14 protein-coding genes are annotated in these 16053 nt (G+C 71.3%); 10 read left to right on the top strand and 4 right to left on the bottom strand.

Translation table 11 applies throughout. From position 1 onward, the window contains the following. Positions 1 to 1005, top strand: a complete 1005-nt coding sequence (gene murI, locus E6A21_RS02920) for a glutamate racemase (protein ID WP_138442592.1) — start codon at positions 1 to 3, stop codon at positions 1003 to 1005. Further along, positions 1002 to 1799: an MBL fold metallo-hydrolase gene (locus E6A21_RS02925; RefSeq protein WP_138442593.1), complete on the top strand. Its 798-nt coding sequence runs from the start codon at positions 1002 to 1004 to the stop codon at positions 1797 to 1799. The genes murI and E6A21_RS02925 overlap by 4 nt, the downstream gene beginning before the upstream one ends. Here the strand turns inward: E6A21_RS02925 and lgt are convergent. Continuing rightward, complete coding sequence (gene lgt / locus E6A21_RS02930) at positions 1764 to 2666, bottom strand: prolipoprotein diacylglyceryl transferase (RefSeq protein WP_246036147.1); 903 nt, start codon at positions 2664 to 2666, stop codon at positions 1764 to 1766. The two genes, E6A21_RS02925 and lgt, sit on opposite strands and share 36 nt — an antisense overlap. A gap of 207 nt (positions 2667 to 2873) precedes the next feature. Between lgt and rph the strand changes: the two genes are divergently transcribed. Beyond that, entirely contained in the window at positions 2874 to 3644 is a 771-nt protein-coding gene (gene rph, locus E6A21_RS02935) for a ribonuclease PH (protein WP_138442595.1), read from the top strand. Further along, complete coding sequence (gene rdgB / locus E6A21_RS02940; protein ID WP_138442596.1) at positions 3641 to 4279, top strand: RdgB/HAM1 family non-canonical purine NTP pyrophosphatase; 639 nt, start codon at positions 3641 to 3643, stop codon at positions 4277 to 4279. The genes rph and rdgB overlap by 4 nt, the downstream gene beginning before the upstream one ends. Before the next feature lie 16 nt (positions 4280 to 4295). On the opposite strand, the gene E6A21_RS02945 is transcribed toward rdgB, so the two are convergent. Both E6A21_RS02945 and E6A21_RS02950 read right to left on the bottom strand, forming a co-directional pair. Beyond that, positions 4296 to 5507, bottom strand: a complete 1212-nt coding sequence (locus tag E6A21_RS02945) for an MFS transporter (protein WP_138442597.1) — start codon at positions 5505 to 5507, stop codon at positions 4296 to 4298. Further along, positions 5508 to 6260, bottom strand: a complete 753-nt coding sequence (locus E6A21_RS02950) for a VTT domain-containing protein (RefSeq protein ID WP_138442598.1) — start codon at positions 6258 to 6260, stop codon at positions 5508 to 5510. A 69-nt stretch (positions 6261 to 6329) separates the two neighbouring features. Between E6A21_RS02950 and E6A21_RS02955 the strand changes: the two genes are divergently transcribed. Further along, positions 6330 to 7334, top strand: coding sequence for a 3'-5' exonuclease (locus E6A21_RS02955; RefSeq protein ID WP_138442599.1), 1005 nt, complete (start codon positions 6330 to 6332; stop codon positions 7332 to 7334). Positions 7335 to 7399: 65 nt separating this feature from the next. Beyond that, positions 7400 to 7927, top strand: coding sequence for a DUF4395 domain-containing protein (locus E6A21_RS02960; RefSeq protein WP_138442600.1), 528 nt, complete (start codon positions 7400 to 7402; stop codon positions 7925 to 7927). A 56-nt stretch (positions 7928 to 7983) separates the two neighbouring features. On the opposite strand, the gene E6A21_RS02965 is transcribed toward E6A21_RS02960, so the two are convergent. Continuing rightward, positions 7984 to 8955 carry an ADP-ribosylglycohydrolase family protein gene (locus E6A21_RS02965; protein WP_171041231.1) on the bottom strand — a complete coding sequence of 324 codons (972 nt, stop codon included), beginning with the start codon at positions 8953 to 8955 and terminating at the stop codon, positions 7984 to 7986. Positions 8956 to 9178: 223 nt separating this feature from the next. Between E6A21_RS02965 and E6A21_RS02970 the strand changes: the two genes are divergently transcribed. The 4 genes from E6A21_RS02970 (at position 9179) to E6A21_RS02985 (ending at position 16042) form a co-directional block, all read left to right on the top strand. Beyond that, positions 9179 to 10195 (top strand): aquaporin, encoded by a 1017-nt coding sequence (locus E6A21_RS02970; RefSeq protein WP_138442602.1) that lies wholly within the window; start codon positions 9179 to 9181, stop codon positions 10193 to 10195. A gap of 64 nt (positions 10196 to 10259) precedes the next feature. Then, the gene (locus tag E6A21_RS02975) at positions 10260 to 11423 is read left to right on the top strand and encodes an exonuclease SbcCD subunit D (RefSeq protein WP_138442603.1); all 1164 of its coding nucleotides are present in this window, start codon (positions 10260 to 10262) and stop codon (positions 11421 to 11423) included. Next, the gene (locus E6A21_RS02980) at positions 11420 to 14638 is read left to right on the top strand and encodes an AAA family ATPase (RefSeq protein ID WP_138442604.1); all 3219 of its coding nucleotides are present in this window, start codon (positions 11420 to 11422) and stop codon (positions 14636 to 14638) included. The genes E6A21_RS02975 and E6A21_RS02980 overlap by 4 nt, the downstream gene beginning before the upstream one ends. Positions 14639 to 14818: 180 nt before the next feature. Continuing rightward, positions 14819 to 16042 (top strand): MFS transporter, encoded by a 1224-nt coding sequence (locus tag E6A21_RS02985; RefSeq protein ID WP_425471502.1) that lies wholly within the window; start codon positions 14819 to 14821, stop codon positions 16040 to 16042. Positions 16043 to 16053 lie beyond the last annotated feature (11 nt).

Below are 16053 nucleotides of genomic sequence, written 5' to 3' on the forward strand. Positions count from 1 at the left end.
ATGACGAGAACGGCTGACCGCGGAGAGGACCCGATGCTCGAGCGTTCGGAAAGGCCGATCGGGATCTTCGATTCGGGGGTCGGCGGCCTCACGGTCGCACGCGCGGTCATCGACCAGCTGCCGAATGAGTCCGTCCTGTATGTGGGAGACACAGCGCACGGTCCGTACGGGCCCCTCCCCATCGCCGAGGTCCGCGCCAACGCCCTCGGAGTCATGGACGAACTCGTCGATTCGGGCGTCAAGCTCCTGACGATCGCGTGCAACTCCGCCTCGGCCGCTGTCCTGCGCGACGCCCGGGAACGCTACACGGCGCGCTACGGGATCCCCGTCATCGAGGTCATCCAGCCCGCCGTGCGCCGCGCCGTCGTCGCGACCCGCAACGGCCGGGTCGGCGTCATCGGCACGAGCGCGACGGTCGGCTCGCGAGCCTACGAGGACACGTTCGCGGCCGCTCCCGACCTCAGCATCTCGTCCGCGGCGTGCCCCGACTTCGTCCCGTATGTCGAGGCAGGGGTGACCACCGGCCCCGAGCTGCTCAAGGCGGCGGAGCGCTACCTCGCACCGCTCCGGGAAGCGGGCGTCGACACCCTGGTGCTGGGCTGCACGCACTATCCGCTGCTCACCGGCGTCATCAGCTATGTCATGGGGGACGGCGTGACGCTCGTCTCGAGCGCGGAGGAGACCGCGAAGGACGTCTACCGCGCGCTCGTGAGCCACGGCCTGGAACGCCGCTCCTCGGAGGCACCCACCCACACGTTCCTCGCCACGGGCGATGCCGCGCAGTTCGAGGTCCTTGCCCGGCGCTTCCTCGGGCCCGAGGTGCAGCGCGTCGAGCACGCCGAGCACGTTGCGGCCCACTATCCGACGGGCAGCCTCGCCCGCATCACGCCCGAGATGATCGAGGCAGCGCGCGGAGACGCGGGGGCGGCCGGCTTCGGGCGCGTCTCGTATTTCGTGGAGCCCTCGGCGGCGACAGACCCGGCCGCGGATAGGATGCACCCGTGAAGCTCACTATCGTCGGTTGCAGCGGTTCCTTCCCGGGTCCGAGTTCGCCGGCGAGCTGCTACCTGCTGACCGCGAACGACGGCGAGCGCGACTGGCGCGTCCTCCTCGACCTCGGCTCGGGCGCGCTGGGCACCCTCCAGCGGTACATGGACCTCGAGGACATCGACGGCGTGCTGCTCAGCCACCTCCACCCTGACCACTGCATGGACCTCACGGGCCTCCAGGTCGCGATCCACTGGGACCCGAAGGGCTGGAAGTCCGGTCGGGTCCCGGTCTGGGGGCCGGAGGCGACGGCACGGCGCATCTCCATCGCGCTGGACATGGAGCCTGCCGCAGATCTCCACGAGGACTTCGAGTTCCACACGTGGACAGTCGGCGAGACCGTCGAACTGGGACCCTTCCGCTTCGGCGTCCACGCTGCGCGCCACCCGATCGCGGAGGCGTATGCCATGCGGATCGAGGCCGTCGAGCCGGGGCGGGACGGCAGGCCCGAGCGGCGGATCCTCGCGTATTCAGGGGACACGGACTCGTGCCCAGGCCTGCTCGACGCCGCCCGCGACGCCGACATGTTCCTGTGCGAGGCCGCGTACCACGAGGGGCGGGACGACGCGATCGACGGCGTGCACCTCACGGGTCTCCGGGCTGGCCAGGCGGCCGCCGACGCCGGGGCGAAGCGTCTGCTCCTCACGCACCTTCCGGTGTGGAACGACGCAAACCGTACGGTCGCCGAGGCTCAGCGCGCGTATGCGGGCCCGATCTCAGTCGCTGTCGCGGGCGTCCACTACATCGTCTGAACCGTCGGAGCTCGGCGTGTTCTTGCCGTCGGGCTCTGCTCGGCGCCTCGCGCGCAGCATCACGAGGGCGAACGCGACGGCGCCCCCGAGGAAGACCAGCCCGGCGACCCACGTGTTGACCCGCAGCCCCAGGATCAGGTTGGCGTAGTCCGAGCGCATCAGCTCGATGACGAAGCGACCGGCGGTGTAGATCATCACGTAGAGGGAGAACTCGGCCCCGCGGGGGAGCCGGAAGCGGCGGGACGCGACGATGATCGCGAAACCGCCGAGGGTGCACCACAGTGCCTCGTAGAGGAATGTGGGCTGGAAGTAGCCGATCACGATGGGGGAGCCGTCCGTGCCCACGGCGGCCCCGCCGCTGGAGGGGTCCATCTGGTGGATCTGCAGGCCCCACGGAAGCGTCGTCGGGTCCCCGTAGAGCTCGTTGTTGAACCAGTTGCCGAGGCGGCCGAGCGCCTGTGCGAACAGGAGGCCCGGGGCCAACGCGTCCGCGAACGCGGGCAGGCTCGCCTTCGCACGGCGGCAGCCGATCCATGCTCCCAGGCCCCCGAGGGCGATGGCCCCCCAGATCCCGAGCCCGCCGTCCCAGATCGCGAACGCGTTCCAAGGGTCCTTGCCGGGCAGGAAGTAGAGCTCGGGATCGGTGATGACGTGGTAGATGCGGCCGCCGATGATGCCGAACGGGACAGCCCAGAGCGCGATGTCGAGGACCTCGCCCGGCTTGCCTCCCCGGTTCACCCAACGGCGGCTCGTGAGCCAGAGCGCCACGGCGATGCCCGCGAGGATGCACAGTGCATAGAAGTGGACCGAGAGCGGGCCGACCTTGATCGCGTTGACCGTGGGAGACGGAATGTAGGCGGGGAGCACGTTCCCCAGTCTAGAGGTGGGAGGGGAGTCTAGAGGTGGGAGGGAGTCTAGAGGTGGGAGGGGAGTCTGGAGGTCGGTGGGGAGCCTAGGGATCGGAGGGGAGCCTGATGGTCGAGGGGGAGCCTGAACCTGCAGCATCCGGGCCCGCACGGGACGCCGTCGTCAGGGCGCCAGCGATCGACGACGGGCGGCCGCTAAGCTGGTGCCATGACCCCGAGCACCCCGACGAGTCCCTCTGTGCGCGCCGACGGGCGCACCCCCGACGAGCTGCGTCCCATCAGCATCACGCGAGGCTGGTCGAAGCAGGCCGAGGGCTCCGCGCTCATCGAATTCGGGAACACCCGTGTGCTGTGCACGGCGTCCTTCACCGAGGGCGTGCCGCGCTGGCTCAAGGGCGAGGGCCGTGGGTGGGTCACGGCCGAGTATGCGATGCTGCCGCGCGCGACCAACACGCGCTCGGACCGTGAGTCGGTCAAGGGCCGGATCGGCGGGCGCACGCACGAGATCTCCCGGCTCATCGGCCGCTCGCTCCGCTCGATCATCGACACGAAGGCCCTCGGCGAGAACACGATTGTGCTGGACTGCGACGTCCTGCAGGCCGACGGCGGGACCCGTACCGCGGCCATCACCGGAGCGTTCGTTGCCCTCGCGGAGGCCGTGCGCTGGGCGAAGGACAAGGGCCTCATCGAGCCTGGCGCCGAGCCGCTCACGGATACCGTGTCCGCCGTCTCGGTCGGCATCATCGACGGCGTGCCGATGCTCGATCTCCCCTACGTCGAGGACGTGCGCGCGGAGACGGACATGAACGTCGTCGTGACGGGTTCGGGCAAGTTCGTCGAAGTACAGGGCACCGCCGAGGGTGCGCCTTTCGACCGGGACGAGCTCAACCGGCTCCTGGACCTGGCCCTCATCGGCACCGCGCAGCTCGCGGACATCCAGCGCGAGACGCTCGCGGAGGCGCTGAGGACGGCTCCGTGAGCAACGCGCAGCCCCGCCTCGTCCTCGCGACGCACAACCAGGGCAAAGTCCGTGAGCTGCGAGAGCTGCTCCGAGGGCAGGTGCAGGGTCTCGACGTCGACACCCAGGTCGTGGACGCCGCAGCAGTCGGCGGCCCGGACGTCGTCGAGGACGGAGTCTCGTTCGCCGAGAATTCGCTGCTCAAGGCACGGGCCGTCTCGGCGGCCACGGGCCTCGTCGCGATCGCGGACGATTCGGGCCTCGCCGTCGACGTGCTCGGCGGCGCACCCGGCATCTTCTCGGCCCGTTGGGCTGGACGCCATGGGGACGACCAGGCCAACCTCGAGCTCCTCCTCGCACAGCTCTCCGACGTCCGCGACGAGCACCGGGGCGCCGCCTTCGTGTGCGCCGCGGCCCTCGTGGCCCCGGCGGAGGACGGCGGGGACCCGTATGAGCACGTCGAATACGGCGAACTCAGGGGAACCCTCCTGCGCGCGCCCCGCGGGGCAGGGGGCTTCGGCTATGACCCGATCCTGCTCCCCGAAGGGCTCGACCGGAGCTGCGCCGAGCTGAGCCGTGAGGAGAAGAATGCCATCAGCCATCGTGGGCAGGCATTCCGCGCGCTCCTCCCCGCGATCGTGAGCGCCCTGTCCTAGCCCTGCCCGCCGCAACCTACCGCTGTCCGCTGGCTCCTACGCGCTCGTCGGAACCTACGTAGAGGCGTCGCCCGGACAGCGCGCCGAAGACGGCCGCCAAGCAGCCGACGGCGGCGAAGAGCACCGCGACGGCGGTGAAGGACCCCGTTGCCGCCCGCAGCTGGGCCACGAGGAGCGTTCCGGTCGACCCGAGCCCGTAGCCGAAGCCCTGCATCATCCCTGACAGCCGGGCTGCGGTCCCGGCGTCGTGCGTCCGCAGCATCGCCATCGTGAGGGCGAGCGCCGTGAGGCTCCCTTGGCCGAGCCCGAGCATCGCGGCCCATGCCCAGATGCCGCCGAGGGGCCCCACGATGCAGAGCGCGAACCCGCAGCCCGTGAGCAGGGCTGCGACGACGTTGAGCGCGCTCTGCTGCCTGAGCCGGGTCGCGAGGGCAGGCGCCACGAGGGAGCCGGCCATCTGCAGGACGATCGAGAACGAGGCCAGCAGACCCGCAGTTGCGCCGTCGACGCCGCGGTCGCGGAGGATCGGGGCCAGCCACGCGAAGACGCTGAAGGACATCATGGCCTGCGCGACCATGAAGAGGGTGACCTGCCACGCGACGGGATCCCGGGCGAGGCGAGGACCCTGGCCTTCCGCGGTGTGCAGCGGATCCCGGCCGTTCCAGGCGATCGGGGCGAAGACGAGGGCGACGACGGCGGCAGGCACCGCCCAGGCGCCGAGCGCGAGCTGCCACGAGCCTGTCGCCTCGAGCAGGGGATAGGTGAAGCCTGCCGCGAGCGCTGCCGAGGCGACAATTGCCGTCGTGTAGAGCCCGCTCATGGGCCCGAGCAGGTGCGGAAAGTCCCTCTTCACGAGCCCCGGCAGCAGGACGTTCCCGAGTGCAATGGCGAAGCCGCAGGCTGCCGTGCCGAAGAGGAGGGAAGGCAGGGCACCCCAGCCGGGAATCGTCGTCGGACGCACGAGGAGGCCCAAGGTGAGCACGCCCATTGCGGCGAGGAGCACCCGCTCCGCGCCGAAGCGCCGGGCCAGCGGGGGAGCGAGCGGCGCGAAGACGCCGAGGCACGCGACGGGGGCAGTGGTGAGGACTGTGACGGCCCAGGCGGGAACTGCTGCCGCCCGCTGCACCTCGTCAAGGATGGCCGAGAAGCTCGAGAAGACGGTACGGAGGTTGAGGCCTACGAGGATCAGGCACAGTCCGAGGGCTGCGAGCCTCTGCCTCCGCGACACTCAGCGCCCCTCGGGACGCTCCGTCTCGGTGTCCTCGCTGACGGGCGTCCCGGAGACGGCGCCGCGCCGCCTCGCCGCCCGCGCCTTCGCAAACTCCACGAAGATCGGGATGAGGGAGACGAGCACGATGACGAGGAAGATGAGGTCGATGTTCTGGCCGACCCACGTGTAATGCCCGAGCCACGCACCGAGCAGCGTGACGCCCGCTGCCCACGGGATCGCCCCGAGCACGTTGTAGAGGAAGAACTTGCGCCGCTCCATGCGGGCAACGCCGGCGATGACGGGGACGAACGTGCGGATGATCGGCACGAAGCGCGCGAGGATGAGCGACTGGCCGCCGTGGCGCTCGAAGAATTCGTGGGCCTTGCGCACGTTCTCCTGCTTGAAAAGCCGAGAGTCGGGGCGGCTGAAGAGGGCAGGACCGATCTTCGCGCCGATGAGGAAGCCCACCTGGTTGCCGATGATCGCCGCGATCACCACGAACAGCGCGAGGAGCCAGATGTTGAACTGGATTGCGCCGGTCGCGACGAGGAGGCCCGCCGTGAACAGCATCGAGTCACCGGGCAGGAAGAACCCGATGAGGAGCCCCGTCTCGGCGAAGATGATGACGCACACCACGAGAACGATCCACGGACCGAGAGGCGAGTCGCGGAGGAAGACGTCCGGGTTGAGCCAGTCCGGGAGGATGGAGGCCCTCGGCTGGACGGCCGCGGGCACGGCGGCGGCGAGATGGGTCAGCGCGGCACGGATCACTCGTCCAGCGTACCGGAGGGGCCGTGGCGGTCCCGGGAGAGGGCGGTTCGCGTGGCTAGACTCGCCACCGTGGCCCTGGACTTCACCGCGATCGACTTCGAGACCGCCAATGGATTTCGGAGCTCTCCCTGTGCGGTCGGGCTCGTCAGGGTGAGGGACGGCCGCCCGGTCGAGACCAAGACGTGGCTCATGCGGCCGCCGCACGGACACGACGTCTTCGACCCGCGGAATGTCGCCATCCACGGCATCAGGCCCGACGACGTCGTCGGGCAGCCGCGCTTCGGCGAGCTCTTCGCGGAGATCGGCGGGTTCATCGGCGACGACGTGCTCGTCGCGCACAACGCAGCCTTCGATCTCGGCGTCATCCGCTCCGCGCTCGAGGTGTCCGGGCTCCCGGCCCCCGCCTATGACTATGCGTGCACCGTCGTCCTGTCGCGGCGGACCTACGACCTGCCGTCCCATTCGCTTCCCTTTGTAGCGGAGGCTGCTGGCGTCCCGCTCGTCAACCACCACGACGCGAGCGAGGACGCCGCGGCCTGCGCGGGAATCCTGGTCGACATCGCGCAGCGGCACGGAGCGTCCGACGTCGCGCAGCTCTACGATGCGCTGCACCTCTCCCTTCCGCGGCATCCCGAGTTCGTGCCGGGGCGGGACGCCCTCTCAGCGGCGACAACGAAGGCCCTTCGGTCCACCGCCTCGCCGCGCCAATGGGCGGGCTGGCCGGAGGAAGGGGCGAATCCCGCAGCGAACGAGGGCGCTGATCCGGGGCATCCCCTCTTCGGCCACCGCATTGTTTTCACTGGCACTCTCGGCATCCCTCGCGCCGAAGCGAAGTCGCGGGCGGCCGCCTATGGAGCCCAGCCTGCGAGCTCGGTCACGCGCGCGACGACCCTCCTCGTGGTGGGCGACGGGTTCGTGGCATCGGATCTGCGCGCGGGCCGCGGGACTGGGCGGGTGACGTCGAAGGCGCGGAGGGCCCTCGAGCTGCGCTCCGCCGGGTACCGCGTGGAGGTCCTGTCCGAGGGCGAGTTCCTGCAGATGCTGGGCGGCGCGTGGCCCGCTCGCAGCGCCTGAGCGACGCGACGACGCACTGCGCAACATTCCTTTTCGATGACGCGTCAGCTTCCTACGCTGGAAGGGTGACGACTTCCACCGGCAAAGCCCCCCGCAGCGCGCTCCGCAGGGCGTTCGAGTTCCCGAACCCCGTGAACGAGTACGCCGCGCGCAGCACGGCGGGGATCATCGTCGTCCTGAGCGCTGTGGTGCTCGTCGTCGGACTCGCGACCGGCTGGGGCTGGCCGCTGTGGCTCATCGCGCTCGGGTTCTGGCTCCGCGTCGCCGGCGGACCGCGGTATTCGCCCGCCGGCCGCCTCGCGGTCCATGTCATCGTCCCGCGGCTGGGGAAGCGCCGGCTCGTCGCCGGGCCGCCCAAGCGCTTCGCCCAGACGATCGGCGCCGTCCTCTCAACCCCCGCGGCCGTGCTGTGGACCGTTGGGCTCGCACCCGCGGCCTGGGTCCTCCTCGGCCTCCTCATTGTCGCGGCCTCGCTCGAATCATTTGCCGGCTTCTGCCTCGGCTGCTGGATCTTCGGCCGCCTCCAGAACGCCGGAATCATTCCCGAGAGCGTGTGCGAGGCCTGCAGCAACATCGCCCTCAGCCGCGGCTGAACCGACCGTCGACCTCCCGATAGCAGGACGCGGGCCCGGCCCGCCGGGCAGACGACTCACTCGAGCGCGCCGGCAGCGTCCGCGAGCATTGTGGCCATCCGGCCGATGACGGCGGACGCGTCGAGGCGCTCCGCCCAGTCCGAGGGAACGATCTCGTTTCCCCATGCCGTCCCGAGCAGTGCCCCTGTGATCGCCGCGGCCTCCGCACCGGCGTCGGAGGTCTTCAGGACGGCCCGGCGGAAGGCCTCCGGGCCCCCGACCTCGCCCGCGCCCAACGCTGCCCGGACCGCAGCCGCGAGCGACTGCGAGGCCCGCGCAGCGGCGGGCGGGGCGGTGTCCGACGTCGATGCGCCGGCGAGGGCATCGACAATGTCCTGCTCGGGAGAGCGAAGACCGGCAACGGCTGCTTTGGCGGCGTCGACGGCCTCGGAGACATCAGAGCCGCCGAGCGCCGCGTGCACGGCGCTCGCCACCGCGACCGAGGCTTGGACGGCATCGGGGTGCCCGTGGGTGAGGGAAGCCCCCTCTGCGGCCATTGTCAGGACGGCCGACGACGGGGTCCCGGGGATGAGGCCGAGCGGCGCCGTCCGCGCGGCGGCGGCAGCGTCGTCGAACGCGGGCCCGAGCGGGCGGCCCGCGGTTCCCATCTCTCCGGACGCCAGGGAGGCCACCCACGAGGGGCGTACGGGAAGGGGGCGGACCGCCGCGGGCTCGGAGTCGATCCAGCGGGGCTGCGCGGGCGGCGCGGACGGCGGAAGGGGCACGCCTTGGCCCGCCGCCCACCGCAGCGCGGCGAGCCACAAGGTCGCTGCCTGGTCGGCGTAGACGCCCCTGTTGGCCCACTCGAGCACTTCGACGAGGGCGTCGGCCGTGTACAGCGCAAGCTGGCCTGACACGCCGAGCGCGAGCCTGCCGTCATCAGTGCGACCGTGGGCCGATCCTGCCTCCTCGAGAACCACGGCCTCCGCCGTTGCAAGGCCCAACAGACAGCCGTGGATGCGGGCTCGGATGCTTGGGGTGCTCGTCACCCCAGCAATCTACCTCTGACCGCTTCCCCATCCCGTTCCGCTGCGCGCCCTCAGGTGGTTCCCTGTCGCGGGGCTATGTCTCGGCCCACACCGCGCACATTGCCAAGGCAGGTAGCATGAGGGGCGGTCAGGCGCCCGGCCACGCCGTGGCGGGTGCTGCGAGACGACCTTGGCCATCTGGCGGCACGCCGCCGTCCCACCGACGACTCGAAAGAGGAATCCCATGACCACCCCTGCGGTCACCACCGCTGAGGCCGTTCCTTCGGATACGAAGGAGTTCGGCATCGTCGCGAAGCTCGCGGCCGAGGCATTCGGCACGTTCCTTCTGGTCTTCGGCGGCCTCGGCGTTGCGCTCTTCAGCAACCCCTCCTCGGCTCCGCTGCCCGCTCCGCTCGCCATCGGCCTGAGCATCGGCGTCGGCATCGCCGCGTTCGGCCACATCTCGGGCGGCCACTTCAACCCCGCCGTGACGCTCGGCACTGCCGTGGCCGGGCGCACCCCCTGGAGGCGGGTCCCCGGCTACGTCCTCGCCCAGCTCGTCGGCGGCGCCGCGGGCGCACTGATCCTGTGGATCGCGGTGCGCACCCTCCCGAACCTCTCGAACGTCCAGACGATCTTCACGCAGCTTTCGAACGGCGTCGACGACCTCTCGCCGAACAAGTTCCCGATGGCGGCGGGCCTTCTCGCCGAGGTCGTCGCGACGGCGGCGTTCCTCGCGATCATCCTGGGCGCGACGTCGAAGCGTGCCGCGAGGGGCGTGGCCCCTTGGGCGATCGGCCTCGGCCTCGCAATCCTCGTCCAGGCAATCGCCCCCATCACGAACGCATCGCTCAACCCAGCCCGGTCCACCGCGACCGTGATCTTCGCCGAGCCCTCGGCGATCGGACAGCTGTGGATCTTCTGGGTCGCGCCGCTCCTCGGCGCTGCCATCACGGGCCTCATCTTCCGCGGCTTCGGCTCGCCCGAGGACGTCATCGTGACGGGTGCCCCGGGTGCTCCGTCCTTCACGACGGTTGAGGGCGCATCCACCTCCGGTGCGTCCGTCGAGCAGGTCGAAGAGGCCGAGCACCGCAAGCACAGCGCGACCACGGAAGACGACGCTTCCTTCGACGCGCGAGACGAGGCCGAGGGTTCGATCGGCGCGGGAGCGCTGGGCGAGGGGGCGGAAGTTCCCCCCACCGCCGAGGCTCCGCGTTCCGACGAGAATGACGCGAAGAACTTCTTCGACCAGAACAAGTAAGCCGTTTGATGCATCTGCGCGGGTGGCACCGGGAATTGTCGGTGCCACCCGTTAGCCTCCCAGCATGAAGATCCTGCACACCTCCGACTGGCACCTGGGGCGTTCGTTCCATGGGCTCGGACTGCTCGCCGCGCAGGGCGAATGGCTCGACGGCCTCGTGGACTTCGTCGCGGCCGAGAGGATCGACGCCGTGCTCGTCTCCGGCGACGTGTACGACAGGGCGCTCCCGGCCGTGGACGTCGTCGCTGTGCTCGATCAGGTGCTCGTGCGGCTCACGCAGGCCGGCGCGCAGGTGGTGCTCACAAGCGGGAACCATGACTCGGCGGTCCGACTGGGCTTCGGCTCCCGGCTCCTGGAGCGCGCCGGCGTGCACGTGCGCACGCGCATCCCGGAAATCGACGTCCCTGTGCTGCTCAAGGGAGCGGACGGGACTGAGGTGGCCGTCTACGGACTGCCGTATCTCGAGCCCAGGCTTGTCGCGGCGGAGCTCGAGGCTGAGGGCTCGGGGCATGTCCCCGTGACGCGGGCGGCCCTCGACCGAGTCCGCGCGGACCTCGAGAAGCGTCGGGCCGGTGGCACCATCCATTCGGTCGTCATGGCCCATACCTTCGCCTCGGGCGGCGTGCCCGCCGAGAGCGAACGTGCTCTCGCAGTGGGCGGCCTTGACGTCGTCCCGGCCGAGCTCTTCGAAGGCTTCGACTATGCGGCGCTCGGCCATCTGCACGGTCGTCAGCGCCTCACCGATACCGTCCGCTACTCGGGCTCCCCGCTCGCCTACTCCTTCGGCGAGGCCAAGCAGTCCAAGGGCGCGTGGCTGCTCGACTTCTCGCCCTCCGGCCTGGAGTCGGTGACGGAGGTGGGCTGGCCGACGACCCATCGGCTCGCCGTCCTGCGGGGGAAGCTGGAGGAACTCCTTGCCGACGCGGGGCTCGGCGACGCGGAGGAAGCCTGCTGCCACATCACCCTCACCGACGCCGAGCGGCCGCAGCGGGCGATGGAAAGGCTGCGGGCCCGCTTCCCGCTCGCACTCTCGCTCCAGTTCGACCCGGAAGGCGCGGCTTCCCGCGCCTCGTCCACCTACAGCGGCCGCCTCGCCGCCGCTCGCGACGAGCTCGACGTGTGCTGCGGGTTCTTCGAGCACGTGCGTGGCCGAGGCCTGGACGGGCCCGAAAGCTCTGCCGTCACCGAGGCCCTCGAGAGGGTGCGGCTCACGGAGGCCGCCCAATGAGGCTCCACCGTCTCGAGCTGGCCGCCTTCGGTCCGTTCGCCACACGGCAGTGCGTCGACTTCGACGCACTCGCCGAGCACGGACTCTTCCTCCTCAACGGGGCCACCGGGGCAGGCAAGACGAGCGTCCTCGACGCCGTGTGCTTCGCCCTGTACGGCGGGCTGCCGGGCGCCCGGCAGGGGAGCAAATCCCTCAAGAGCCATCACGCAGACGCCTCGGCCGAGCCGTTCGTGGAGCTCGAGTTCAGCGCACAGGGCCGGCGGTTCGAAGTCCGCCGCAGTCCCGCCTGGGACAGGCCGAGTGCGCGCTCCAAGAACGGCTTCACGTCCCAGCAGGCAAGCACCCAGCTGCGCGAGCTGGTCGATGGCGAGTGGTACGCGGTCTCGACTCGGAATGACGAGGCAGCCGCCCTGCTCCGCGAGGTGCTCGGAATGGACCGCGAGCAGTTCACCCGTGTCGCGATGCTCCCACAGGGCGAGTTCGCTGCGTTCCTGCGGGCAGACCCCAAAGACCGCGAGAAGCTCCTCGAAAGCCTCTTTGCGACCGGGCGCTACGCGGACGTCGAGGCTCAGCTTGCGGCGATGGCGCAGGAAGCGGAGGCGCGCGCCGCCGAAGCCGAGAACTCCATGCGGATACCCCTCCGACAGCTCGCGGCCGAGCTCGCCGCCCACCACGAGTCCGCCGGCCACTACGAGTCCGCCGGCCACGGCGAGCCGGCCGGCCACGGCGAGCCCGGTGAGAGCGTCGTCGAGCTCGCCGGGGGAGACGAGGCGAAGCGACTCAGCGGGTCCTTGGCCTTGGGGGATACCGTGCCCGACGGGCTGGTCCTCGCCGAGGCCGAGGAGTGGTTCCGGCTTGCGGACGCCCGCTTCGAAAGGCTCGCTGAGCAGGCGGGGACTGCGATCGAGCGCGCCCGCCGCGAGGTCGCAGTCGCTCGCCTCGCCGAGGAGGAGTGCCGGCGTGCGGCGGACGACGCCGCGGAGCTCGCCGCCGCACGGGAGCGCAGGGCCCGCTGGGAGGCCAAGGCCGCGGAGCACGAGGCGCGGCTCGAAAGGCTGCAGCGAGCACGGGCGGCAGCCGCGCTGCGACCCGAGCTCGAGGAGGATCGTCGGGCCGCGGCAGCTTGGGCTGGCGCCGAGGAGGAACTCCGAGCTGCACTGAGCGCCGCGACAGCCGCAGGGTGGACCGGCGCCGACGAGGCCGTGCTCTCGCCGAACGAGCTCCGTGCCGAGGCAGGGGATACGCGTGCCCAGACGGCGGTGCTCGCCGAACGCATTCCGCTCGAGGACGAGCTCGACAGGCTCATCGTGCAGCAGCGGGAATCGCAGTCCGCGGCCCAGCGCGGGCGCGAGGCTCTCTCCCACCTCGATTCCGAGCGCTCCGAGGCCGAGCGGCTCGAGGCCGAACTCGAGGCGGAGCGGGAGCGGATCCAGCCCCTCGCGGCGGCCCGAGCAGCGGATGAACGAGACGAGCAGGCGGCCCGCGCCGTACTCGACGCGGTCCAGGAGTATGGGGTCGCAGCCGCGCAGCTCGAGGCCGCGGAACAGCTTCTGCTCAAGTGCCGGAAGCAGGCGCTCGAGCTCCGGGAGCGCTGGCTCGACCTGCGCCAGGAACGCCTCGACCACACGGCCTTCGAGCTGGCGGCCCGGCTCGAGGACGGCGTCGCCTGCCCCGTCTGCGGTTCCCCGGACCACCCGAGGCCCGCGATCGGCGCGGACGACCCATTGCGGCTCGTGGATCGCGAGAAGGATGCCGCAGCCGAGGCGGACGCAGCTGTCGAGCGCGAGCGTGCCGCCGCCGCGGCCGTCGCGGACGCCAAGTCGGCGGTGTCCGCGCTCGTGGCGCGTGGCGGGGACGCCGATCCCGACAAGGCGGCCCGAGCCCTCGACGAGGCTGCTGCCCGGCTGAAGGATGCGCGTCGAGCCGAGGAACGGCTGCGAAGCGTCGCGCAGCGGCTTGCAGCGATCGAAGCGCGGCGGCGGGACGCGGCGACCGAGCGGGAGGCCGCGGCGAGCGCGCTCGCGGTTGCCGAGGCGGCGCTCGCGCGACTCGCCAGCGAGATCGAGCAGTGCCAGAACGATCTGGTCGAATGGCGGGCCGGCTGGCCGAGCCTCGGCGCGAGACACCGCGCCCTGAGCGCCCTCGTCCGCGCCCTCGAGCCGCTCGCGGATGCAGCCGCTGCTGCCGCCGCCGAGCGGGCCCACGCCAAAGTCGCGGCGGAGGCCCTCGCGGCAGCCCTTCGAAACAGCCCCTTCCCGGATGCGCGGGCTGCCCGGGACGCTCTCCTGACGAAGGTTGAAGCCGAGGTCCTGCAGTCGGCCGTCGACTCCCACGTCGCGGAGGAACAGGCCATCGCGGGGCTGCTTTCGTCCGCCGCCGCCACCCGCGCCCTCGGTGCCGAGAGGGCAGCCGGCTCCGACCCGGGTCAAAGTGCCGCCCAGCGGCTCGAAGACTGCCGGCACGGGCTGGCCGAGGCGGAGGCAGGCCTCGCCTCGGCCCACGCGGCCGAGCACGCGGCGTCGGCCGCGCGGGCACGCTGCGAGCGACTGCACGAGGAGTTCGCCCGCATCCTCCCCGTCGTGCAGACGACCCGCTCCAGGGCCGATCTGCTCGGCGAACTCCAGCGGACGGCCCGGGGGTCCGGCGAGAACCGCCTCAGGATGTCGCTTCACCGGTATGTCCTCGCTGCCCGGCTCGAGCAGGTGGCTCTCGCCGCGACCGAGCGGCTCGCCGTCATGAGCGACGCGCGGTTCAGCCTCGAGCACAGTGACGCCCTGGCCGCTCGGGGGGCGGCGTCCGGCCTCGGGCTCGAGGTCTTCGATGCGTGGACGGGCCAGCGGCGGGACCCCTCGACCCTGTCGGGGGGAGAGTCCTTCATGGCGTCGCTCGCGCTCGCGCTCGGACTCGCGGACGTCGTGCAGCATGAGGCGGGGGGCATCGATATCGAGACGCTGTTCGTCGACGAGGGGTTCGGCAGCCTGGACGAGCAGACGCTCGAACAGGTCATGGAGGCCATCGAGGGGCTGCGGGACGGCGGGCGAACCGTGGGTCTCGTGAGCCACGTCGCCGAACTCAAGCAGAGGATTCCCGCTCAGATTAGGGTCACGAAGGGACGCTCGGGCTCGAAACTCGAGGTCGTGGCGGGCGGGGACGCGTTGGTCGCTGTCGACTCGCCTGTCGCGACCGACTCGCCTGTCCGCGCGGGCGCCATCTGACCAGAGCAGCCCCCGCAACGACCAGCCCGCAACGACGACCAGCCCGCAACGACCACCCCGCAACGACCAGCCCGCAACGACGACCAGCCCGCAACGACCAGCCAGCCGCTACGATGGGGAGCGCATCCGGGTACCGCACGACGGGAGGCAGGGACGTCGTGCACGAGCTGAGGCGTGCCCGTGCCAATCCGAGTCTCCGTCCTGTCGCGTTACAAGGTCCTCCCTGACCTCGCCGGCGCGGCCTTCCTACCCCTGGGCCTCTTCGCCCGCCTCCCCCTCGCGATGCTCACCGTCGGGACGCTCACGCTCATCGCCGTCGAGTCCAAGTCGTACGCCCTCGCGGGCATGGCCGCGGGTGCCGTCGGAATCGGCTCGGCGATCGGGGCGCCGATCCTCGGTGCTCTCGCGGACCGGGCCGGGCAGACCCGGGTGCTCCTCGCGGCCGCGGCCCTCAACACGGTCGCCGTGACAGCTCTGGTCCTCACCGCCCTCACCTTGGGGGATGCGGACGGCGGTGCCCGCGCCCCCGTCGTCGTTTCGGCGCTGCTCTCCGGGCTGACGACGCCGCAGGTCGGGCCGTTCGCCCGCGCCCGGTGGATGGGACTCACCGAGGGGCGGACCCTGCGGGCCCTGGAGCTCGACGCTGCCCTCTCGTACGAGGGCACCGCAGACGAGCTGACGTTCGTGCTCGGGCCCGCCCTCGTTGGCCTCCTGGGGGCGGGAGTCGCGCCGTGGCTGCCCCTCTCGGCCGCCGCCCTCCTCACAGCCATTTCCGTGACGGCGTTCGCCCTCCACCCGACGGCCAGGGCGGTCCGCCCGATCGCGCGCCACGAACTCCCGCCCGTGAGCCTCCGCGAGTGGGCCATCGTGCTCGTTCCTGTCGCGGCCATGATCGCAATGGGGACGTTCTTCGGAAGCACTCAGGCGGCACTGACGGCGTTCGCCGCCGAGCACGGCTCCCCAGACCTGGGCGGCCTGCTGTACGCCGCCGTCGGCCTCACGTCCGCCATCGCGGCCCTCAGTGTCGCGGTCTGGCCGCCGGCCTTCAGCCTCGCATCCCGTTGGATCGTGTGCGCGGGGTGCATGCTCGTCTTCAGCCTCGTCCTGTTCATCCCGGACGGGCTGCCGTCGATGACGGCTGCGCTGCTGCTCGTGGGGATCCCGGTTGGCCCGATCATGGTGACCGTCTTCGGCATCGGCGGACGCGTGGCCCCCCACGGTCGGACGGGCACTGTCATGACGATGCTTGCGAGCGGGATCGTCGCGGGCACCGCGCTCGGCTCGGCCCTCGGCGGACAGCTCGCCGCGGGAGGCGGATCTGCCGCTGCGTTCGTGGCGCCGAGCGCAGCGGCGGGCGCGCTGCTTGCGCTCGGGGCTGCAGTCGCCGTCGTCCGCCGCCGCTGACCTGAAAGCCC

The organism is Sinomonas susongensis (assembly GCF_005877005.1).
Classification (GTDB): domain Bacteria; phylum Actinomycetota; class Actinomycetes; order Actinomycetales; family Micrococcaceae; genus Sinomonas; species Sinomonas susongensis.